The organism is Actinacidiphila sp. bgisy167 (assembly GCF_057707665.1).
In genome coordinates, this window is record NZ_JBYIQP010000063.1 from 13463 (window position 1) to 34159 (window position 20697).

General features: G+C 72.3%; 22 protein-coding genes. 16 read left to right on the forward strand and 6 right to left on the reverse strand.

Features of this window, described 5'->3' with window-relative positions; genetic code table 11:
• Positions 1–18: 18 nt before the first annotated feature.
• Entirely contained in the window at positions 19–864 is an 846-nt protein-coding gene (locus AC3ET4_RS22135) for an NAD(P)H-binding protein (RefSeq protein WP_431952055.1), read from the reverse strand.
• 150 nt (positions 865–1014) lie between these two features.
• On the opposite strand from AC3ET4_RS22135, the gene AC3ET4_RS22140 reads away from it, so the two are divergent.
• On the forward strand, positions 1015–1407 hold the full coding sequence (locus tag AC3ET4_RS22140; RefSeq protein WP_431952057.1) for a winged helix-turn-helix transcriptional regulator: 393 nt from the start codon (positions 1015–1017) through the stop codon (positions 1405–1407).
• Between the two features lie 377 nt (positions 1408–1784).
• Here AC3ET4_RS22140 and AC3ET4_RS22145 read toward each other — a convergent pair whose 3' ends face one another.
• The 3 genes from AC3ET4_RS22145 to AC3ET4_RS22155 form a co-directional block, all read right to left on the reverse strand.
• Entirely contained in the window at positions 1785–2186 is a 402-nt protein-coding gene (locus tag AC3ET4_RS22145; RefSeq protein WP_431952059.1) for an SCO4983 family protein, read from the reverse strand.
• A gap of 96 nt (positions 2187–2282) precedes the next feature.
• Positions 2283–3494, reverse strand: coding sequence for a pyridoxal phosphate-dependent aminotransferase (locus AC3ET4_RS22150; RefSeq protein ID WP_431952061.1), 1212 nt, complete (start codon positions 3492–3494; stop codon positions 2283–2285).
• 168 nt (positions 3495–3662) lie between these two features.
• Positions 3663–4937, reverse strand: a complete 1275-nt coding sequence (locus AC3ET4_RS22155) for an alanine racemase (protein ID WP_431952063.1) — start codon at positions 4935–4937, stop codon at positions 3663–3665.
• 291 nt (positions 4938–5228) lie between these two features.
• Here AC3ET4_RS22155 and AC3ET4_RS22160 point away from each other — a divergent pair, with 291 nt between their 5' ends.
• The 11 genes from AC3ET4_RS22160 (at position 5229) to AC3ET4_RS22210 (ending at position 14343) form a co-directional block, all read left to right on the forward strand.
• Positions 5229–6119, forward strand: a complete 891-nt coding sequence (locus AC3ET4_RS22160) for a hypothetical protein (RefSeq protein ID WP_431952065.1) — start codon at positions 5229–5231, stop codon at positions 6117–6119.
• Positions 6120–6130: 11 nt separating this feature from the next.
• On the forward strand, positions 6131–6844 hold the full coding sequence (gene cpaB, locus AC3ET4_RS22165) for a Flp pilus assembly protein CpaB (protein WP_431952067.1): 714 nt from the start codon (positions 6131–6133) through the stop codon (positions 6842–6844).
• Entirely contained in the window at positions 6841–8409 is a 1569-nt protein-coding gene (locus AC3ET4_RS22170; protein WP_431952069.1) for a CpaE/TadZ family protein, read from the forward strand. Before cpaB ends, AC3ET4_RS22170 begins: the two co-directional genes overlap by 4 nt.
• Positions 8406–8813, forward strand: coding sequence for a TadE/TadG family type IV pilus assembly protein (locus AC3ET4_RS22175; protein ID WP_431952071.1), 408 nt, complete (start codon positions 8406–8408; stop codon positions 8811–8813). Before AC3ET4_RS22170 ends, AC3ET4_RS22175 begins: the two co-directional genes overlap by 4 nt.
• A complete protein-coding gene (locus AC3ET4_RS22180; RefSeq protein ID WP_431952073.1) occupies positions 8810–10147 on the forward strand; it encodes a TadA family conjugal transfer-associated ATPase in 1338 nt (445 codons plus the stop codon). The genes AC3ET4_RS22175 and AC3ET4_RS22180 overlap by 4 nt, the downstream gene beginning before the upstream one ends.
• Entirely contained in the window at positions 10144–11082 is a 939-nt protein-coding gene (locus AC3ET4_RS22185; RefSeq protein WP_431952075.1) for a type II secretion system F family protein, read from the forward strand. The genes AC3ET4_RS22180 and AC3ET4_RS22185 overlap by 4 nt, the downstream gene beginning before the upstream one ends.
• Positions 11083–11095: 13 nt before the next feature.
• Complete coding sequence (locus AC3ET4_RS22190; protein WP_431952105.1) at positions 11096–11980, forward strand: DUF5936 domain-containing protein; 885 nt, start codon at positions 11096–11098, stop codon at positions 11978–11980.
• A 301-nt stretch (positions 11981–12281) separates the two neighbouring features.
• The gene (locus AC3ET4_RS22195) at positions 12282–12491 is read left to right on the forward strand and encodes a hypothetical protein (RefSeq protein WP_431952077.1); all 210 of its coding nucleotides are present in this window, start codon (positions 12282–12284) and stop codon (positions 12489–12491) included.
• The gene (locus AC3ET4_RS22200; RefSeq protein ID WP_431952107.1) at positions 12488–13075 is read left to right on the forward strand and encodes a pilus assembly protein TadG-related protein; all 588 of its coding nucleotides are present in this window, start codon (positions 12488–12490) and stop codon (positions 13073–13075) included. Before AC3ET4_RS22195 ends, AC3ET4_RS22200 begins: the two co-directional genes overlap by 4 nt.
• A 14-nt stretch (positions 13076–13089) precedes the next feature.
• Positions 13090–13659 carry a hypothetical protein gene (locus tag AC3ET4_RS22205; protein WP_431952079.1) on the forward strand — a complete coding sequence of 190 codons (570 nt, stop codon included), beginning with the start codon at positions 13090–13092 and terminating at the stop codon, positions 13657–13659.
• A gap of 3 nt (positions 13660–13662) precedes the next feature.
• Positions 13663–14343 carry an OmpA family protein gene (locus AC3ET4_RS22210; protein WP_431952081.1) on the forward strand — a complete coding sequence of 227 codons (681 nt, stop codon included), beginning with the start codon at positions 13663–13665 and terminating at the stop codon, positions 14341–14343.
• A 349-nt stretch (positions 14344–14692) separates the two neighbouring features.
• Here AC3ET4_RS22210 and AC3ET4_RS22215 read toward each other — a convergent pair whose 3' ends face one another.
• Entirely contained in the window at positions 14693–15097 is a 405-nt protein-coding gene (locus AC3ET4_RS22215) for a DUF192 domain-containing protein (RefSeq protein WP_431952083.1), read from the reverse strand.
• Between the two features lie 45 nt (positions 15098–15142).
• Here AC3ET4_RS22215 and AC3ET4_RS22220 point away from each other — a divergent pair, with 45 nt between their 5' ends.
• Entirely contained in the window at positions 15143–15856 is a 714-nt protein-coding gene (locus AC3ET4_RS22220; protein ID WP_431952085.1) for a prepilin peptidase, read from the forward strand.
• A 17-nt stretch (positions 15857–15873) separates the two neighbouring features.
• Here AC3ET4_RS22220 and mgrA read toward each other — a convergent pair whose 3' ends face one another.
• On the reverse strand, positions 15874–16914 hold the full coding sequence (mgrA, locus tag AC3ET4_RS22225; RefSeq protein ID WP_431952087.1) for an L-glyceraldehyde 3-phosphate reductase: 1041 nt from the start codon (positions 16912–16914) through the stop codon (positions 15874–15876).
• Between the two features lie 110 nt (positions 16915–17024).
• Here mgrA and AC3ET4_RS22230 point away from each other — a divergent pair, with 110 nt between their 5' ends.
• The 3 genes from AC3ET4_RS22230 (at position 17025) to AC3ET4_RS22240 (ending at position 20626) form a co-directional block, all read left to right on the forward strand.
• On the forward strand, positions 17025–17798 hold the full coding sequence (locus AC3ET4_RS22230; protein ID WP_431952089.1) for an isoprenyl transferase: 774 nt from the start codon (positions 17025–17027) through the stop codon (positions 17796–17798).
• A 432-nt stretch (positions 17799–18230) separates the two neighbouring features.
• On the forward strand, positions 18231–19550 hold the full coding sequence (gene phoH2, locus AC3ET4_RS22235; RefSeq protein ID WP_431952091.1) for an RNA 5'-3' helicase PhoH2: 1320 nt from the start codon (positions 18231–18233) through the stop codon (positions 19548–19550).
• Between the two features lie 395 nt (positions 19551–19945).
• Complete coding sequence (locus AC3ET4_RS22240; RefSeq protein ID WP_431952093.1) at positions 19946–20626, forward strand: aggregation-promoting factor C-terminal-like domain-containing protein; 681 nt, start codon at positions 19946–19948, stop codon at positions 20624–20626.
• Positions 20627–20697 lie beyond the last annotated feature (71 nt).

The window sequence follows — 20697 nt, forward strand, 5'->3', positions numbered from 1 at the left end:
CTGAGGCCGGGCGGCCTCCTATCGGAAGGCGGCGATGTGACGCTGAGCCCAGTCGGCGAAGGTGCGGGGTTCGCGGCCGAGGACCTGCGCGACATCGGGGCTGATGCGCTGCTCGGCGGGCGTGGGCTCGCCGAGGATGGCCAACGTGGTCTCGACCACGGGCTCGGGCATGAACCGCAGCATCTGCGCGCGGGCCTCGTCGCGGGTCTGCTCGACGAACCGGACGGGTTCGCCAAGCGCGTCGCCGATGGCCTCGGCTCGCTGCCGGGGCGTGGTGAGGGCGGGCCCGGTCAACTCGTAGATGTGCCCGACGTGGCCGTCCTCGCGCAACGTCGCGGCGGCGACCTCGGCGATGTCAGCCGGGTCGATCGCCGGCAGGCCGACGTCACCGAACGGCGCGGCGATCGTCCGCTGGGAACGGACCGACTCGGCCCACATGTACGCGTTGGAGTCGAAGCCGCCGGGCCGCAGGATCGTCCAGTCCATGCCCGACTGCCGGACGGCGTCCTCGAGCGACCGTCCCACGGCCCCGTGAGAGGCCGACTGCGGCCGGGTCGCGACTCCCTGGGAGGACAGCAGCACGACCCGTTCCATCCCGCCGGCTTTGGCGACATCGAGGACGTGCTGGGGGTTCATGAGGTGCGCGCCAGCGCCCGCACTTTGCAGGAACAGCGCGTCGGCGCCGTCGAACACGGGTCGAAGGCTCTCCGGGTCGGTCAGATCCGCCCGCTGGTGCCGGACGCCGTCCGGCAGGTCCGCGTCGGAGATTCCCCGGGAGGTCGCGATGATCTGTTCACCGGCCGCCGCGAGGGCCTGCACGAGTGATCGGCCGACGTTGCCGGTCGCTCCTGTCACTACGATCATGAGTAACTCCCCTGCTGTGTCAACGTGGTTGTCGGTGCCCCGAGCGGGCGAGAACCCTTCGGAAAACTGCTCTTCTGGCGACGCAGGGGACGCTAACACCGTCGGTATAGTAGGTACCTACAGGAAAGTGACTATCCCGAACGGGGAAGCATGGCCGGTGATGTGAGCTGGACGGCGCCCACCGCGACCGACCCGGAGCTCGCCTGCCCGATCAGTCCGGTCGTGGACATCGTGTTCAGCCGGTGGACCACGCCGATCCTGTGGACCCTCAACGCCCATGGCCGGCAACGGTTCGTCGAGCTGGAACGACGCATCGCCAGGATCACGCCGAAGGTGCTGACCCAGCGGCTGAGGCAGCTGGAACGCGACGGCCTGATCGTGCGTACGTACCACCCGGAGGTCCCCCCTCGGGTCGAGTACGAGATCAGCGAACTCGGCCGCAGTCTCGCTCCGCTCTTCGCGCACCTCGCCGAATGGGCTGCCGGCCACCTGGGCGAGGTCGAGCGGGCCCGACACGACTACGACGCCGATTCGAGCCGGTAGCGCTCCGCGGAAGCCCGATCCTTGGTTGCGCCGGCAGCGCGCGTGCCGAGTCCGCGAAGCGCGTGGCCGTCTTCTCGGCGCGTGCGGAGACCTCGGCCGCGTGCGGAGACCTCGGCGAGGTGGAGCGGGTCGGGGCCCTGGGGCATGTCCTCCGCGAGCCGCCGCGGGTCCGGGACCGCCTTTGGATCGCGCGGCGGCGACCACCCCCGTCCGACACGGACGACTGCGGGGCGGCGGCACGTGTCGAGTGCGCATCGGCCGGCTCGAGTGCCACCGAGCCGTCGCCGACCGGGTACGACGAACGTCGTCCGCCGCGGAGCCGCCGTGCTGGTCGCCGCCACCGGCGAGTGGCCGCGACCGGCACGGTCGCGGAGACCTCAGGCGGCCGCGGTGTGGACCGCGATGAGGCGCTCCGCGAGCGCCACGGCCTCCGCGTTCTGGCGCGCCTCGGCGACCACCAGGGCCCGGCCCGCCAGCGCGCGCGCCCTGCGGTGCAGCGCCGTCACGCGGGCCGGCTCCGCGCGCCTTCGTCCGGCCGGGGCCGGGGAGAGCCGCAGCGGCGGCCGTCCGCGGTGCAGACCCGCCACGGTCTCCGCGAGCTGCTCGGCGGCCTGGTCGAGCTCCCCGCTGGGCTCCAGTGCCCGCAGTTCGTCGGTGACGGTCAGCAGGGCCGCGAGATGTCCGGCGAGCTGCAGGTCCAGCTCCTCGTCACGGCTGCGTCGCGGAAGGGTGGGGGCCGCCGCCGTATGGACCGATTTGGTGCGGATCGGCTCGTACATGGGATGCACTCCTCCTGAAAACAGGAGTACATCCTACCTTGGACTCAGTCTAAAAAGGGAGCCCCTCCGCAGCCGGGGCCTGGCCGCCCCCCGGGGTCACGGCTGGCTGTAGCCGTCCAGGAAGCGGGCGATCCGGCCCACGGCGTCCGCCAGATCCTCCTTCACGGGCAGGGTGACCAGGCGGAAGTGATCCGGTTCCGGCCAGTTGAAGCCGGTGCCCTGCACGACCAGGATCCGCTCGGCCCGCAGCAGGTCCAGCACCATCTGCTGGTCGTCCTTGACCTTGTAGACCTTCGGGTCCAGCCGCGGGAACGCGTACAGCGCGCCCTTGGGGCGCACGCAGGTGACGCCGGGGATCTGCGTCAGCAGGTCGTACGCCACGTCCCGCTGCTCGGCCAGCCGGCCGCCCGGCAGCACCAGGTCCTTGATCGACTGCCGGCCTCCGAGGGCGGTGGCGACCGCGTGCTGTGCGGGGACGTTCGCGCACAGGCGCATGTTCGCCAGGATCGTCAGGCCCTCGAGGTAGCTGCTCGCGTGCTCCTTCGGGCCGCACACCGCCAGCCAGCCGCTGCGGTAGCCGGCCACCCGGTACGCCTTCGACAGCCCGTTGAAGGTCAGCGTCAGCAGGTCGGGGGCGATCACCGCCGTCGGGGTGTGGGTCACCCCGTCGTAGAGGATCTTGTCGTAGATCTCGTCCGAGCAGACGATCAGGTTGTGCCGGCGGGCGATGTCGGTCAGCTGCCGCAGGAGCTCGTCGTCGTAGACCGCGCCCGTCGGGTTGTTCGGGTTGATGATCACCAGTGCCTTGGTGCGGTCGGTGATCTTGCGTTCGATGTCGGCGAGGTCGGGGAACCAGTCCGCCTGCTCGTCGCAGCGGTAGTGCACCGGGGTGCCGCCCGACAGCGAGACGGCGGCCGTCCACAGCGGGTAGTCGGGCGCCGGGATCAGCACCTCGTCGCCGTCGTCCAGCAGCGCCTGCATCGACATCTGGATCAGCTCGGAGACACCGTTGCCGAGGTAGATGTCCTCGACGTCCAGCTCGATGCCCCGGGTCTGGTAGTGCTGCATGACCGCGCGCCGGGCCGGGAGGATGCCCTTGGAGTCGCCGTAGCCGTGCGCGCCGCCGAGGCTGCGCAGCATGTCCTCCAGGATCTCCGGGGGGCACTCGAAACCGAAGGCGGCGGGGTTGCCGGTGTTCAGCTTCAGGATGCGGTGACCTGCCGACTCCAGCCGCATGGCCTCTTCCAGCACCGGGCCGCGGATGTCGTAGCAGACGTTGGAGAGCTTCGTGGACTGGATCACCTGCATGTGCGCGAGCTTACGGCCACGTAACGCGAAACGCCTCGTGTTCTTGGCCACCTATGCGCCGAAAGGTGGAGTTGTATGACCGGGTGCGGGGCTGCCGCACCCTCGGCCACGGACGACCCGCACACCGCCCCTGCCGCCTCGAGGGCCCCAAGAAAGGTCTGAGAAGCCTCAGAAGAAGGTGCGGACGAAGTCCGTGACCACCCCGCCCTCCCCGACCACGGGGATCAACTGCCACCGCTCGAACACCGTGCACGGGTGCGACACCCCCAGCCCCACCCAGTCGCCGACCGCCAGGTCCGCCGCGCCGGGGGAGACGTCCACGAACGCGTGCTGGTCGGCGAGGCGCGTGACGGTGAGCCCGGTCGCCGGGTCGGCGGTCCCGTCGGCGCGGCGCAGGACCTGCGGGACGGGGAGGCCGAGGTCGTACGACGTGTCGCGCTTGCCCGCGTCGAGGAGGGCGAGGCCCGGTTCGGGACGGGAGAGCACCCGCGCCCAGAGGCGGAGCGCGGGCTCCAGCGAGCCCTGCGCGGGGATGCGCTCGCGGAAGGGCGTGCGCTCGCGGTAGTGGACGTCGTCATGGGTGACGTACGCCCCCGACCGCAGGAGCCTCAGCACCGGAAGCGAGAGGTCCCCGAGTGTGCCGAACGCGTCAGCCACCGCGTCGAACCACTCGCTGCCGCCCGCGCTCACCACGATCTCCCCGGCCCCAGCGAAGCGTCCGGCCGCGTCGAAGTCCCGGGCCAGTGCCACCAGTTCGGCGAGCCACCCGCGAGGGTCCGGTGCCACGGCCTCGTATCCGGCGACGCCGACGAGCCGCAGGCGCCGGGCCGAGGCGACCGCGTCGGCGACGCGCGCCGCCTCCGCGGCGCCGCGCACGCCCGCGCGGCCGGCCCGCGCGCCGAGTTCGACGACGACGTCCACGACGGTGTCCACCCCGGCGTCCGCGCCTCCTGCGAGGGCCGCGTCCATCAGCTCCACCCCGCGCACGGAGTCGGCGTAGCAGACGAAGCGGAACTCCGGGTCGGCGGCGAGCTCGCGGGCCACCCAGCGCAGGGCCGCCGCGTCGACCAGCTCGTTGGCGAGGAACACGCGCCGCACACCGAACGCCCGGCAGACCCGCACCTGGTGCGGGGTGGCGGCGGTGATGCCCCACGCGCCGTGCTCGAGCTGGCGGGCGAAGAGCTGCGGGGCCATCGAGGTCTTGCCGTGCGGCGCGAAGGCGCAACCGTTCCGGCCGGCCCAGTCGGCGAGTTGGGCGAGGTTGTGCTCCAGGGCGGGCTCGCTGAGCGTGAGCAGCGGGGTCGTGAAGCCGCCGTCGAAGAGAGTGCGGCGCTGGGCGGCGAGTTCGCCGACGGTCAGTCCGTCGGCGTCGGGCGGCAGGCCCTTGAAGCGGTGATCCACCCGCTCCTGGCGCAGTCGGTCGATTCCCTCGAGCTGACCCATCCCGCCTCCGTCCCGGCGCCGTACCGTGTGTCCGCTGTCTAACACCCGGTCAGGAACGGGTCAACGCCGACAAACGGGTATGACCGGTTACGGCGGTGACCGGCGGCGGGCGACCTTTGAACCCTCGGCCCCACGGGCCCCGCGAATCCCGGGACGCATCACCGGGCGTACTCCGGCGTCCCGTGGGTACCACCGACTTCACCATCTGTTCGGCGACTTTCCGCACTGCTTCGGCTACGCATGGATAGGCTCTCCGGGCAGGGACTGGGCGGGAGTTCCGGGAGGTCGCGCGTGTCGAGCGTCATAGCGGTCACAGCGGACGACCTCGCGCTCCCTCTGGAGCGGCACGTGACGGTGACCGCCGCGGCCCTGGAGGCCCACGGCCACCTCGTCCTCCTCGTCCCGCCGGAGCCCACCGACCCGTTGCGCCGCCGCGTCCACACCGTGCGCGCGGCCCTGGAGGCCGACCGGGTGGCGATCGTGCCGATCGACCTGCCGCCGCTGGCCGCCCAGCTGCTGGCGGAGCAGCTGCGCCAGCTCGCCGCCACCGACCTCGGGCCCGGAGTGCTCGCCGGCGCCGCCCGGCTGCTGTCGCACTACCTCCACTCCGGCGCGCTGCTCGGCTCGGTCTCCCGGCTCGACCGGGTGGACGTCCCCGTCGGCGCCCACCTGAAGTCCCTCGTGCCCGGGCGGCACTTCGCCGTCCTCGCGCACCCCGAACCGCGCCTGTCCGAGGCGCGGCCGGACGCAGTGCCGCCCGGGCCGGCGTTCCTCACCCAGCTCGCCGTGGCGCACGGCCAGGGCGTGGACGCCGGCTGGGTCACCGGGCCGCTGGCCCGCGCGTGGCGGAGCCAGCAGGTGCGCGAGGTGCCGCTGCCGGCGGACTCCGCGCGCTGGTGGGGCACCGGTCGGCTGGTCGAGTTCACCGCCTACATCGCCGACGTCGGCGTGCTGTACCAACTGGTCACCTCCGTCCGCCGGGACACCTGCGGCTGGTGCGGCCTGGCGGTCATCGGCGACCGCTGCCTGTTCTGCTCGGCCGCCCTGGACGGGCGGCAGCGCGTCCCGCCCCCCGAGCGCCCGCGCCAGGTGGTGCACTCCGGTCCCCGCGCGCCCGCACCGCCCGGGGCGTCGCCCGCCCCGCAGGTGTCCCCCCACCAGCCCCCGGAACTTGAGCGATAGGGCCCCACCTCATGAACTCCCGTCAGCGCCGCGGCGTTGTGCTCCTCATGGTCTCCGCGCTGTGCGCGCTCGCCGCCTTCGCCGGGGTCGTCACCGTCATCGGGGACGCCCGCTCCCAGGTCGGGCCGAAGGTGACCGCCTACCGGCTGGCCGAGGACGTACCCGCGTACGAGGCCGTCGGCCGCGCCCAGCTGCAGCAGGTCCGCATCCCCGAGCGCTGGCTGCCCGCCACCGCCGTCCGCGACGTCGGGCAGCTGGCCGGGAAGATAGCCGCCGTCCCGCTGCGCCGCGGTTCCCTGCTGCAGACGGACATGGTCGCCGAGCGGCCCGCGCTGCGGGCCGGGGAGATGGAGATCGCGATCATGATCGACGCGGAGACCGGCGTCGCCGGGAAGATCACCCCCGGGGCGAGGGTCAACATCTTCGCCACCTTCGCACCCCGCAAGGACACCGAACCCGAGGTCTCCAAGATCATCGTCGCGGGCGCCCGGGTCATCGACGTCGGCGAGATCAAGGCCTTCGACAGCGGCGGTGACAACCGCCGCGGCACCGGCCAGGGCGTCCCCATCACCTTCGCCCTCGGCGCGGCCGACGCGCAGCGGGTGGCCTTCGCCGAGTCCTTCGCCCGGCACGTGCGCCTCGCCCTGGTCGCCCCGGGCGACACCACCGCCCCCTCGCAACGGGACCGCACCTACACCCTCGGCCGCGACGGAGCCGCCTCGTGACCGGCGTACGCATCCTGTCGGGGACCCCCGACCCCGACACGGCCCGCGCCCTGACCGGGGTCCTGCACCAGCTGCCGGGAGCCGAACCCGGGCCCGCGCTGCCGGACTCCACCACGCTGCTGGACGTCCTCGCGCGAGCCGCCGAGACCGGGGTCGACGAACTGCCCGAGGTCGTCGTCGTCCACGACCGCATCACACCGGTCCCCGCGCTCGAGGTCGTCCGCGAGATCGCGCTGCGCTTTCCCGCGGTCGGCGTCATCCTGCTCACCGCGGACCCCAGCCCGGCCGTGCTGTCCGGCGCCATGGACGCCGGGGCGCGCGGCGTCGCCGGGCTGCCGCTGTCGTACGACGAACTCGGCGCCCGCGTCGAGGCGGCCGCCGCCTGGGCGGCCGGCGTACGGCGCCACCTCAGCCCCCGGCAGCCCGCGCTGCCCGCCGTGGCCGGCGGCAGGATGATCGCCGTGGCCGGGGCGAAGGGCGGGGTCGGCACCACCGTCGTCGCCGTCCAGCTCGCCCTCGCCGCGCAGGCCGCCGGCAAGTCCACCGCCCTGGTCGACCTCGACCTCCAGGGCGGCGACGTCGCCTCCTATCTCGACGTCCAGTTTCGCCGCTCCGTCGCCGACCTCGCGGACATCACCGACGTGACCACCCGCGTGCTGCAGGACGCCATGTACGTCCACGAGTCCGGGCCCGCGCTGCTGCTGGCGCCCGGCGAGGGCGAACGCGGCGAGGAGGTCACCGACCGCGCCGCCCGGCACGTGCTGCACGCCCTGCGGCAGCGGTACGAGGTCGTGGTCGTCGACTGCGGCACCCAGATGACCGGCGCCAACGCGGTCGCCGTCGAGACCGCGGACACCGCGCTGCTGGTCACCACGCCCGACGTGGTCGCCGTGCGCGCCGCCAAGCGCATGGTGCGCATGTGGGACCGGCTGCAGATCCGCAAACCCCAGGACGTCGTCGCCGCGGTCAACCGGCACACCCGCGGCAGCGAGATCCAGCCCTCGCTGATCGCCCGCATCACCGGCACCCGGGTCGCGTCCGCCGTGGTCCCCGCCGCCTTCCGGGAACTGCAGGCGGTGGTCGACGCCGGACGGCTCCAGGACCTCGACAACCGCTCCACCGTCAAGCAGGGCGTGTGGACGCTCGCCGCCGAGATCGGCGTCACCGGGCCGCCCGGACCCGCCGCGGCGCCCCGCCGGGGCCGTCGCGGCCGCGGGGACCAGGGCCAGGTCACGCTGGAGACCCTCGGCATGACACCGCTGATCCTGCTGGTGCTCGTCCTGGTGTGGCAGGCGGTGCTGACCGGGTACACCTTCACGCTCGCCGGCCACGCCGCCGACCGGGCCGCCCGCGCGGCGGCGGTGGGGGAGGACGCCCAGGCGGCTGCGGCCGACGACCTGCCGGGTGCCTGGCGGATCGAGGACTTCGGCACCACGCGCGCCGACGGCATGGCCGGGGTCACCGTGGGCCTGAAGGTCCCGGTCCTCTTCCCGGGTGCGATCGACTTCCCGCTCACCGTCCACGGCCACGCCTCGGCCGTCGACGAAGAGGCGGTCGCACCGTGACGGCCCGTACCCGTTCCCGTACCCGCCCCCGGCGCCCCCGCGACCGCGGCAGCGCCTCCCTGGAGTTCCTGGGGATGCTGCCGATCCTGCTGCTGGTCGCCCTCGCCGGCGTGCAGCTGGGCCTCGCCGCCTACACCGCGGCCCAGGCCGGCACGGCCGCCCGCGCCGCCGCGCGCATGGCGGCGCTGCACGACCCTCCCGTGAGCGGCTCCGTGGCGGGCACGGAGGCGGTGAGCTCCTGGCTGCAGGACGGCACGCGGATCGCCACCACCGGCGACACGGGGGACTCGGTGCGCGCGACAGCGACCGTGGAGATCCCGTCGGTGCTCCCGGGCCTGAGCCCGGGCTCCGTCACCCGGACCGCCACCATGCCCAGGGAGGACGACGAGGGGACCGACGGATGAGCCTGCGCGACCGCATCACCGCGAACGAGGACACCGCCCCGCGGACCCAGGAGGGCCACCTCGTCGCCGTCTACCGGGCCAAGCTCCTCCAGGAGATCGACCTCGCCGAGATGTCGGCGCTCGCCGCCGCCGAGCGCCGGGTGCGCCTGGAACGCGTCCTCGGCCACATCATCAGCCGCGAGGGCCCGGTGCTCTCCACCAAGGAGCGCACCGGCATCATCCGCCGGGTCGTGGACGAGGCCCTGGGCCTGGGCATCCTCGAACCGCTGCTGGAGGACGCCTCCATCACCGAGATCATGGTCAACGGACCGGACCGCATCTACGTCGAGCGCGCCGGCCGGGTGGAGCCGGTCGCCGCCCGCTTCAGCAGCCCCGAGCAGCTGCTGCAGACCATCGAGCGGATCGTGTCGACCGTCAACCGCCGGGTGGACGAGTCGAACCCGATGGTGGACGCCCGCCTGCCCTCCGGCGAACGCGTCAACGTCATCATCCCGCCGCTGTCGCTGACCGGCCCCGTCCTGACCATCCGCCGCTTCCCCCGCGCCTACGCCCTGCACGAGCTCATCGGCCTCGGCACCCTCGACGAGCACATGCTGATGCTGCTCTCCGCCTTCGTACGGGCCAAGTTCAACATCATCGTCAGCGGCGGCACCGGCTCCGGCAAGACCACCCTGCTCAACGCGCTGTCCGGGCTCATCCCGGACGGGGAGCGCATCATCACCGTCGAGGACGCCGCCGAACTCCAGCTCCAGCAGGAGCACGTCGTACGCCTGGAGAGCCGGCCGCCCAACGTCGAGGGACAGGGCCGGATCACCATCCGCGACCTCGTGCGGAACTCGCTGCGCATGCGCCCCGACCGGATCATCGTCGGCGAGGTCCGCGGCGGCGAGACCCTCGACATGCTGCAGGCCATGTCGACCGGCCACGACGGCTCGCTGGCCACCGTGCACGCCAACTCCGCCGAGGACGCGGTGCTCAGGCTGCAGACCCTGGCGTCGATGTCGGAGGTGAAGATCCCCTTCGAGGCGCTGCGCGACCAGATCAACAGCGCCGTCGACGTCATCGTCCAACTGCGCCGCGACGCGGACGGCACCCGCAGGATCGCCGAGATCGCCGTGCTGTCCTCACGCGGCCGCGACACCTTCCGGCTGACGACCGCGACCCGCTTCCGCGCCGAGCCGATGGGCCCCGACCGGATCGTACGGGGCTGGTTCCACCACCAGCCCGTGCCGCGGGAACTGGCCGAGCGCGTCCATCTGGCGGGGGAGTCCGTGCCCGCGGCGTTCGGCATCGGCGAGACCGAGCTGGACCTGGCGAGCAGGGAGGCCAAGTGAACCCGCAGGCCATCGCCCTGGCCGTGCTCGGCGTCACCGGCCTCGCCCTGGTCCTGGCCGTCTGGGGCCTGCACGCCTGGAGCGGCGGACGGGCCGAGCGCGCGGCCCTCGTCGACCGGCTGGCCGACGTCCCCGCGGCGGAACGGCGCGCCGTCCCCTTCGCCGCCCTGGACCGCCGGGTACGGCGCACCGCCTGGGGCCGCCGGCTGGCCGCCCGGCTCGCCGCCACCGGCACCGACCTGACGCCCGGCCAGTTCACGGCCGCCGCCCTCGGGGTGGTCGGCGGCGCCTGGCTGGTCGCCGACATCGTGCTGGCCCCCTTCTTCGGACCCATCGCCGCACTCCTGGCGGCCTGGGCGGTCAGCTCCTTCCTCGGCTGGCGGCGGCGGGTGCGCACCGAGCGCTTCATCGCCCAGCTGCCCGAACTCGCCCGCGTCCTGGCCAACGCCACCCAGGCCGGACTCGCCCTGCGCACCGCCGTCGGCATGGCGGCCGAGGAACTGGAGGCCCCGGCCGGAGAGGAACTGCGCAAGGTCGCCGACGCCATGACCATCGGGCACTCCATCGAGGACGCCCTGGCCGAACTGCAGGAACGCCTGCCCAGCCGGGAACTGGTGGTGCTGGTCTCCACCCTCGTCCTGTCGTCCCGGGCCGGCGGCTCGGTGGTGGAGTCGCTGCGCAACCTCACGGTGACCCTGGAGGAGCGCAAGGAGACCCGGCGCGAGATCCGCACCCAGATGTCCCAGGTCACGGTCACCGCGTACGCCGTCCCCGTCATCGGCGTCGGCTCGCTGCTGCTGCTCGACCGGATCATGCCGGGCTCACTCGGCGCGATGACCGGCTCCGCGGCCGGACGGATCGCCGTGCTCGTGGCGCTGGGCCTGTACATCCTCGGCTTCGCGCTCATCCGCCGGATGTCGCGGATCGACGTATGAGGGGGGACCGTTGATCACCATCGTGCTGGCCGCCGTCGCCGCCCTCGGGGTGGTGGGCGTCTGCTACGGCATCGGCGTCTACCGCAGCGAGGTCAAGCTGCCCAGCGACCTCCAACTCGCCCTGGAGGTCGGGCGGACCCGCACCACCCGGGTCGGCAACGCCGTCGACCGCCTCGGGATGCGCTGGGCGCCCCTGGTGCTGCGCCTCATGGGCCCCGCCCGGGTCAACCGGGTCCGCGCCCGCATCGACCACGCGGGCCACCCCCACGGCCTCACCGTCGACCGCTACGCCGCCCGGCGCGCCGTCTACGGCGCCCTCGGCGGCCTCGCGGCCCTGGTGCTCCTGCAGGCGGGCCACTGGTTCGCCGCCCTCCTGATGGTCGCCTACGGCCTGGGCTGGACCGACCTCGGCATCTGGCTCGCAGTCCGCAGGCGCCGCGACGAGATCGAGCGCACCCTCCCGGACTTCCTCGACGTCCTCGCGGTGGTGGTGAGCGCCGGCCTCGGCTTCCGCCAGGCCCTCGAGCGCGTCGCCTCCGTCTACAAGGGCCCCTGGAGCGACGAGGTCCGCATCGCGCTGCGCCAGATGGACGTCGGCGTCAGCCGCCGGGACGCCTTCGACGAGCTGCGCAGGCGCAACGGCAGCGAGCAGGTGGGGCAGTTCGTCACCGCGCTGCAGCAGGGCGAGGAACTGGGCGCGCCCATCGCCCGCACGCTGCTCCAGATCGCCACGGACATGCGGCGCACCGAGGCCCAGAACGCGCGCCGCCGCGCGGCCCGCACCGTCCCGCGCGCGACCGGTGTGGTCACCACGCTCCTCGTCCCGGCCACGATGATCCTGCTGATGACGGGCACGATCCTCGGCTCGCGCATCAACTTCGGCGAGTTGCTGGGGTGACGGGGGTGGAGAGGCGGAGGGCTCTGGAGGCATGCCCGGTGCCGGCGATGGGTAGGGACCGGAGCCGCCATTGGGGGTGCGGAGCCCTGGGGCGCGCTGTACATTTGCAGTCGCAACCGCATTTGCACCTGCAATCAGGCTTGTATCGCGGCGGGTTGACCCGATGGGAGGCGGTGCGCCGTGGACCTCACCGGCACAGCGCCCACCCGCGGCGATAGCCAGACCCCGGCCGACGCAAGGCGCGCGGCCGGCGCACGTCACGTGACTACGGTTGGGGGCACGGAAGATGAGCAGGTGGGTTGTGAAGCGTCTGACCGCGCTGCGGGTGCGCGTCCGCGCGGGTCTGCGCGGGACGCCGCGCGGCGACTCGGGGCAGACGTCGTTCGAGTACCTGGGCATCGCGGTGGTGATCGCGGTCATCATCGGGGTGTTGGCGGGGACGACGAGCATCGGTCAGGCCGTACTGGACGGGATTCTCGGCAAGATCGCGGACATCGTCGGCGCAGGCTGAGGGGGGAGACCGGTGGCGACGCGGGACAGACTCTCGGCATTTACATCGTGGCGGTGGGTGCCCTGTTCTTCCTGGCTTTCGCGTTCTTCGCGGTCGGACAGGCCTCATCGGTGAGGAACACGGCACAGACCGCGGCCGACGCCACAGCCCTCGCGGCCGCGCGAGAGGTTCGCGACAGCGTCAGGGAGCCATTCCTTGACGCACTGGAGGCAGGAGACCTGGAGCGGCTGGCGGACTTGCTGGCCCTGAACGAGATGACAACCGACGGTGCCTGCGCTGCGGCCGCCGACTACGCGGGGCAGAACAAGGCAGTCGTCGACGTGTGCGACGTGGGCGGTCCGGGCGCCGCCACGGTGGCCCTTCACACCTCCGGCACCGTCGGCAAGTCCGTCGTTCCTGGTACTGAATCCATGCACGCGAGTGCCGCTGCGACCGCGATCGTCGAGAGTCGCTGCATCGTGGATGACAAAGACGGCGACGCGATCACGTTCATCTGCGATGGAGACCGGCTCACCGTGGACCCGACGGCCGGTGACTTCGCCCTGAACTTGGCGGAGTTCTACTCCGTCTATCTCAGCGAGTGAGTAACGGGGGACCGATGCGTATCCAGAAGCAGGGCCCGGCCGCGATCGTCGCCGCCATGGTCCTTGCCGTGGCACTTACCGGGTGCGGCGGCGGTGACGGCAAGGCCGCGGGCACGCCGTCCGCGAAGACGAGTGCGCCAGGCGGTTCGGACAGGTCGAGTGCCGCGCCTTCGGACGAGCCGAGCCAAGTCCTCGCACAGATGAAGGGTGAGAAGGGCATCACGGTCACCCTGAACGAAGCCACGCGTGACTCGGGTGGATTTGTCACTGTCAAGGGATCGCTCACCAACAACGGGGACTCGCCGTTCAACGCCACCTATTGGACAGGTCAGGAGACCGCGGTGCAGCGCTCCGGACCCTCCGTCGCCGGTGCCGTCCTTGTCGACTCGGTCGGCAAGAAGCGCTACTACGTGCTCCGGGACACCGAAGGCAAGTGCCTGTGCACGATGGGCCTGACGCTGATCAAGCCGGGTGAGACCCGCCCCCTCTTCGCCCAATTCCCGGCACCGCCGGAATCCACCACCGAGGTGGAGTTCCAACTGCCGACGATGCCCCCCGCCAAGATCACGATCGCGGAGGGGTGAGCCATGCAGGGTCCCCGCCCCCGTCCCCGTCCGCGTTCTCGTCCGCATCCGCACGGCCGTCCCGGCGCCGCGTGCGTGCTCGGTCTCGCGCTCGTGCTGACGCCGCTCAACGCCGCGACCGCGCGGGCTGACGACGATCCGACGGCGCAGCCCACTCCGTCCGCGCCCGTGAAGGTGGACGCCGACGACCCGGACCTGCGGCTGCCCGAGGGGGCGACGCTGGCGCCCCCCAAGGTGCTGGACATCGTCTCGGTGACGGACGCGTCGTCCTCCGAGAACGCCTCCGCCGACGACGGCGAGGAGCGGCACGAGGAGTCGAACTCCTCCGTCACCTACGCGCTCCAGGCCGACGTCCTGTTCGGCAAGGACAGCGCCAGGCTGAACGCGGCGGCCACCGCGCGGATCAAGGCGATCGCTGCTGACATTGACGCCAAGGGCGTCACGCAGCCGATCCGCGTCTTCGGCTTCACGGACGACCTCGGTTCGTACGAGCACGGCAAGGTGCTGTCCAAGAAGCGGGCCGACGCCGTCTACAAGGTCCTCGCGGAGGAGCTCGGTTCGCTGGGCGGTTCAGCCCACTCGTTCCAGGTGCGCGGCTACAGCGAGGACTACCCGATCGCGGACAACTCCACCGAGGCGGGCCGCAAGCAGAACCGCCGCGTGGAGATCACGTTCCGGCCGTAGTGACGCCGTCGGCCGGCGGCTTCGCGGAGGCCGTCGGCGTAGCCGAGGGCCCAGTGCGCTCCGTGACGGAGCGCATGCGGTCCGCAAGTGGCGCCTATGGGTAAACCGCACTGTTCCCTGCCATTCGGGCTAATCGCCCATCGAACGTGCAATTTCTTCGAGAGAACCTTCACATCTCCCTCATGACCTTGGACCGGGAGAGCGGTTCCGGCGCGGTACCTTGGAAACCCCCCCTCGGGCCGGTCCGCTCCCCCCCCTGCGGACCGGCCCGTCTTTTCTCCCCGCCCCGGTGCCGGACGGTCCCCGGAGCCTGCCGGACGGGCAGGACGCGCGCAGGACGCCGCAGCCCTCAGGCATCCCTCTCCACGGTCACCGCCCTGCCCGGCAGCAGGCCCCAGGCCGCCATCGCGCCCGCCTCCGCCTCCAGCACATGACGGGCCCGCAGCCGCGGGCGGCCGAGGCGTCCCCGAGGCATGGTGCGGACGGCGAGCACCCGCAGCCGGCGGTCGAGATAGGCGACGTCGATGGCGAAGCGCATGCCCAGGGTGTGCACGCTCGCGGCGGGGGTGAGCAACAGCGCCCCGGTGATCCCGGTACGGCCCAGCAGCCCCCGGGTGCGGGCCCGGTAGGAGGCGGCGATCTCCAGCGGTATCCCCGAGGCGCCCGGCCGCCCCCCGCCGCGGCCGTTCCCGTCCCCGCTGCCGCTCCCGGTGAGGCGCAGCAGTCCCGTCCCGTCACGCCGGAGGTCATTCATGCGGCCACGTCCCCTTGCCTGCAGCGTCCGTGTACGGTCGGCCCGATGCATGTCTATCCGATCGCCGCGGCCGTCGTGTGGGGAACCGTCGCGGGGCTCGCCCTGCCCCGTCCGGCGTACCGGCTGTCCGTCGCGCCCGAGCGGCCCTGGCGGAGCGGGTGTCCGGCGGGACTTCCCTACCCGCGGGGGTGGCGCGGCTGGTGGGGGCCGGTGCGCAACGCCGGTCACCCGGCCGCCGGGTGGCGCTGCGCACTGGTCACCGCCGGGCTCTGCGCCGCCGTGGCCGCCGGCACCGGTCCGCGGCCCGAGCTGACGGTGTGGCTGCTGCTCGTCCCGCTCGCGGTGCTGCTCGCCCGGGTCGACCTGACGGTGCTGCGGCTGCCGGACGTGCTGACGCTGCCGGCCGCCGCGGGGACGGCGGCGCTGCTGGGGGCGGTTTCGCTGCTCCCGGGCCACCAGGGCTCCTGGCCCAGGTCGTTGCTGGGGGCGGGCGCGCTGGGGCTGTTCTTCCTCGCGCTGCACCTGGTGAACCCGGACGGCATGGCCTTCGGCGACGTCAAACTCGCCCCCACCGCGGGACTGGTGCTCGCCTGGTACGGGTGGCGGACGCTCGCCGTCGGGGCCTTCGCGGCCTTCGCGCTGGGCGCGGTCGCGGGTCTGGTGCTGATGGCGGCCGGCCGCGCCGGGCGCCGTACGCCGCTGCCCTTCGGGCCGTTCATCCTGGCCGGCGCCCTGGCCGGACCGCTGCTGCCGTCCTGACCAGGGCGCCCGCCGTGTCACGCGTCGCTGCTGCGGGTCCAGAGGTTGACTCCGGACTCGAGGGCGAACTCGTCGATCTCGGCGAGCTCCTCGGCCGTCAGCGGGGCGGCGCCCACCGCCGCGACGTTGGCCTCCAGCTGGGCGACGCTCGACGCCCCGATGAGCGCGGAGGTGACCCGCCTGTCGCGCAGCACCCAGCTCAGCGCGAGCTGCGCGAGCGACTGGCCGCGCCGGGCGGCGATGTCGTTGAGGCCGCGCAACCGCCGGACGACCTCGTCGGTGATCAGGGTGGGGTCGAGGGACTTGCCCTGGGAGGCCCGCGAACCCTCCGGGATGCCGTTCAGGTACTTGTCCGTCAGCAGCCCCTGCGCCAGCGGGACGAACGGGATGCAGCCCATGCCCTCCTCGTCGAGGACGTCCAGCAGCCCGTCGTCCTCGACCCAGCGGTTGATCATGGAGTACGAGGGCTGGTGGATCAGCGCCGGCACGCCCATCTGGCGCAGCAGGCCGGCGGCCTCCCGGGTGCGCTGGGCGCTGTAGGAGGAGATGCCGACGTAGAGCGCCTTGCCCTGCTGGACGGCGGACGCGAGGGCGCCCATCGTCTCCTCCAGCGGGGTGTCGGGGTCGAAGCGGTGGGAGTAGAAGATGTCGACGTAGTCCAGGCCCATCCGCTGCAGGGACTGGTCGAGCGAGGAGAGCAGGTACTTGCGGCTGCCCCACTCGCCGTACGGGCCGGGCCACATGTCGTAGCCCGCCTTGGTGGAGATGACCAGCTCGTCGCGGTAGGGCCGGAAGTCCTCGGCCAGGATGGTCCCGAAGTTGCGCTCGGCGGAGCCGTAGGGCGGGCCGTAGTTGTTGGCCAGGTCGAAGTGGGTGACGCCGAGGTCGAAGGCGCGGCGCAGGATGGCCCGCTGCGAGTCGAGGGTGCGGTCGTCACCGAAGTTGTGCCAGAGGCCGAGGGAGATCTCGGGGAGCTTCAGGCCGCTGCGGCCGGTGCGGCGGTACGCCATCGCGTCGTAGCGCTCGTCGGCTGCGCGGTAGAGAGAACGAATATCCACGGAAGCGGTCCTATCACGACGCTGGTCCACGGCCTCGCACCCGGTTCGGCGGCCTTGACGGGGGCGCAGTAGGGTGGCGAGGGGGTGACGACCGCAGGAGGGGCTCGGCAATGAATCTGCGCGACCTGGTACGTCTCAGGTTGACCGACCTGTACGCCCGCCGTGTGGAGCGCCGGCTGGACCGGTCTCAGGCCCCGAAGCACATCGGCGTCATCCTCGACGGCAACCGCCGGTGGGCCAAGGCGGCCGCGCGCACCACCGAGCAGGGCCACCGGGCCGGTGCGGACAAGATCACCGAGGTCCTGGGCTGGTGCGAGGAGACCGGCGTCGAGGTGGTCACCCTGTGGCTGCTGTCCACCGACAACCTGGACCGCCCGGCGGAGGAACTCGTCCCGCTGCTCGGCATCATCGAGGACGCGGTCAGCGGCCTCGCGGCGACCGGTCGGTGGCGCGTCCACCACGTGGGGGCGAAGGACCTGCTGCCCGCCCGCACCCAGACCGTCCTCAAGGAGGCCGAGCAGGCAACGGCGGGCGTCGAGGGCATACTCGTCAACGTGGCCGTGGGGTACGGCGGCCGCCAGGAGATCGCCGACGCGGTCCGCTCGCTGCTCCACGAGCACGCCGGGCGCGGCACCTCCATCGAGGACCTCGCGGAGATCCTCGACATCGACCACATCGCGGAGCACCTCTACACCAGGGGCCAGCCCGACCCCGATCTCGTCATCCGCACCTCCGGCGAGCAGCGCCTGTCGGGTTTCATGCTCTGGCAGAGCGCGCATTCGGAGTACTACTTCTGCGAGGTGTTCTGGCCGGCGTTCCGCCGGGTGGACTTCCTGCGGGCGTTGCGTGACTACGCGGCGCGGCACCGGCGCTACGGGACCTGAGAACCGGGTCGCCCTGCTTCACCCGGATGGCGGTATCGGAGGAGACGCGCCACACCGGGGACGCGGCGAACGCCGGAAGTCGCGGGGCCGGATGACGGCCCGGTGGAGAGCGGGAGAACGCCCGGCGACGGGGCGGCAGGGCCAAAGTCCCGGCCAACACCTGTCATATGCAGTCGCATAGGCCTCCTCTTTCGAGGGAATAGACCCGTCAGACCGGCATCCGGCCCACGGATGCCGGACAGAAGCGGACGGCACCTGGTCCGTCCGCCCGGGAGGCCCTTTGCTCACGGACGTGCCGTTGTCAGCCTTCGACCCGGACGGCATCGACCGCGTCGACTCGGAGGGTCGCGGTCCGGCCCTCTCGGTCGGTCCCGGCCCTGTCCCGCGCGACGCCGTCGCACCCGCGCCTCTTCCGAGGGGGTTCGTCCACACGTGGTGACCAGCAAGAATCGCCGTGAGCACGACCGGCGCACCTATGTACTCGACACCAGCGTGCTGCTTGCCGACCCGCATGCCCTCCTCCGCTTCGACGAGCACGAGGTGGTCCTGCCCGTCGTCGTGGTGACCGAGCTGGAAGCCAAACGCCACCACCCCGAGCTCGGCTACTTCGCCCGCCAGGCGTTGCGGCTGCTCGACGAGTACCGGATCCGGTACGGGCGGCTGGACGCACCGATCCCGATCGGCGAGCTGGGAGGCACCCTGCGCGTCGAGCTGAACCATTCCGATCCGGGCGTGCTGCCCGCGGGGTTCCGGCTCGGCGACAACGACTCGCGGATCCTCGCGGTGGCCCGGAACCTCCAGGCCGAGGGCTACGACGTCACCGTCGTCTCCAAGGACCTGCCGCTGCGGGTCAAGGCCTCCTCCGTCGGGCTGCTGGCCGAGGAGTACCGGGCCGAACTGGCGATCACCTCCGGCTGGACGGGCATGCACGAGCTGCAGGTCGCGGCCCAGGAGGTGGACGAGCTCTTCCAGTCGGAGACGGTCGAGCTGGCCGAGGCCGTCGGGCTTCCGGTGCACACCGGCCTGGTCCTGCAGTCCGATCGCGGCAAGGCGCTCGGCCGCGTGACGGCCGACGGCCGGGTCCGGCTGGTGCGCGGCGACCGGGAGGCCTTCGGCATCCACGGGCGCAGCGCCGAGCAGCGGATCGCGCTGGACCTGCTGCTCGACCCGGACGTCGGCATCGTGTCGATGGGCGGCCGGGCCGGCACCGGCAAGTCGGCGCTCGCGCTGTGCGCCGGCCTGGAGGCGGTGCTGGAACGTCAGCAGCACCAGAAGGTGATGGTGTTCCGGCCGCTGTACGCCGTGGGAGGTCAGGACCTCGGCTACCTGCCGGGCACCGAGGCGGAGAAGATGAGCCCGTGGGCCCAGGCGGTCTTCGACACCCTGGGCGCGGTGACGTCGAAGGAGGTCATCGATGAGGTGGTGGCGCGCGGCATGCTGGAGGTCCTGCCCCTCACGCACATCCGCGGCCGCTCCCTGCACGACGCCTTCGTGATCGTCGACGAGGCGCAGTCCCTGGAGCGCAACGTCCTGCTGACCGTGTTGTCCCGTATCGGGCAGAATTCCCGAGTTGTTCTGACGCATGACGTCGCCCAACGCGACAACCTGAGGGTGGGTCGGTACGACGGCGTGGTCGCCGTCGTCGAGAAGCTCAAGGGCCATCCGCTGTTCGCGCACATCACCCTGAACCGTTCCGAGCGCTCGCCGATCGCCGCGCTCGTGACGGAGATGCTGGAGGACGGCCGGGCCTAACCCGGAAGACCACACGGTGTGTTGGGCTGCTGCGCCGCAAGGGCGCAGCAGCCTAGCGCTGTCTGGGGGAGCCGCGGATACGAAACGGCAAAATGTGCGGCGCGTGCGGCGTGTGAGCTTTGACACGCAACGGGAGATTGCGTTCACGCGTCTGCCTACGGCAGGCTGTCGGTTCTGTCAGGCCCCGCCCCCGGCACCCCCCGTACCCCCAACGTGCGGAACCTCAGAACTGAACAGCGTCGCCGTGGGCCGCCCGAGTTTCAACAGCGGACTCCCGCCTTTCCGGGGGAGCTCCACCGGGCCAGTGCTCTGTGACCGGTGCAGTAGGAGCCAGCGAGAAGGGGCACGATCGCGTCCGCGAGGTCACCCAGCGGGCGACGCTGGAAGGAAACCGTGTGAGCCGGATCTCGGTCCGGGGATTCGCGGTGGCTTCGGCCACTGCGGTCACCACTGTGGGCGCCGTCGTCGGTGTCGCCTCCGGCAGCGAAGGGGCCGTGCAGCCCGTCGCCGCCGCCGATGCGACCACCGTCCTCGCGGACATTCCCGCTGGGCAGCAGGTCCAGCAGGCTTCCCTGACGCAGCAGGTGCAGGCGCAGTCCGACGCCGCCGACGCCAGCGCGAAGAAGGCCGCGCAGGAGGCCGCCCGCAAGCAGGCCGCCAAGGACGCCGCCGCCCGCAAGAAGGCGGAGGAGAAGGCGGCGGAGAAGGCCGAGGCCGCCCGCAAGGCCGAGGAGGCGTCGCGCGCAGCCAAGCGCGCCGCGCTGGTCGTGAAGGCCTCGTACACGGTCGCCGAAGTCCAGGCCATGGCCCAGGGGCTCATAGGGAACGCGACGCAGTACCAGTGCTTCTCGAACATCGTCACCCGTGAGAGCGGCTGGAACTACACCGCGACGAACGCGTCCTCCGGCGCCTACGGCCTCGTCCAGGCACTGCCCGGTTCCAAGATGGCCTCCGCGGGCGCCGACTGGCGCACCAACCCCGGCACCCAGATCAAATGGGGCCTCAACTACATGAACAGCCGGTACGGCAGCCCCTGCGGCGCCTGGTCCTTCTGGCAGGCCAACCACTGGTACTAGGCCATTCGTCACGAATCGCCGACGAGCCCCCGCCCTCTTGAGGGACGGGGGCTCGTTGCGCGTACCGTGGT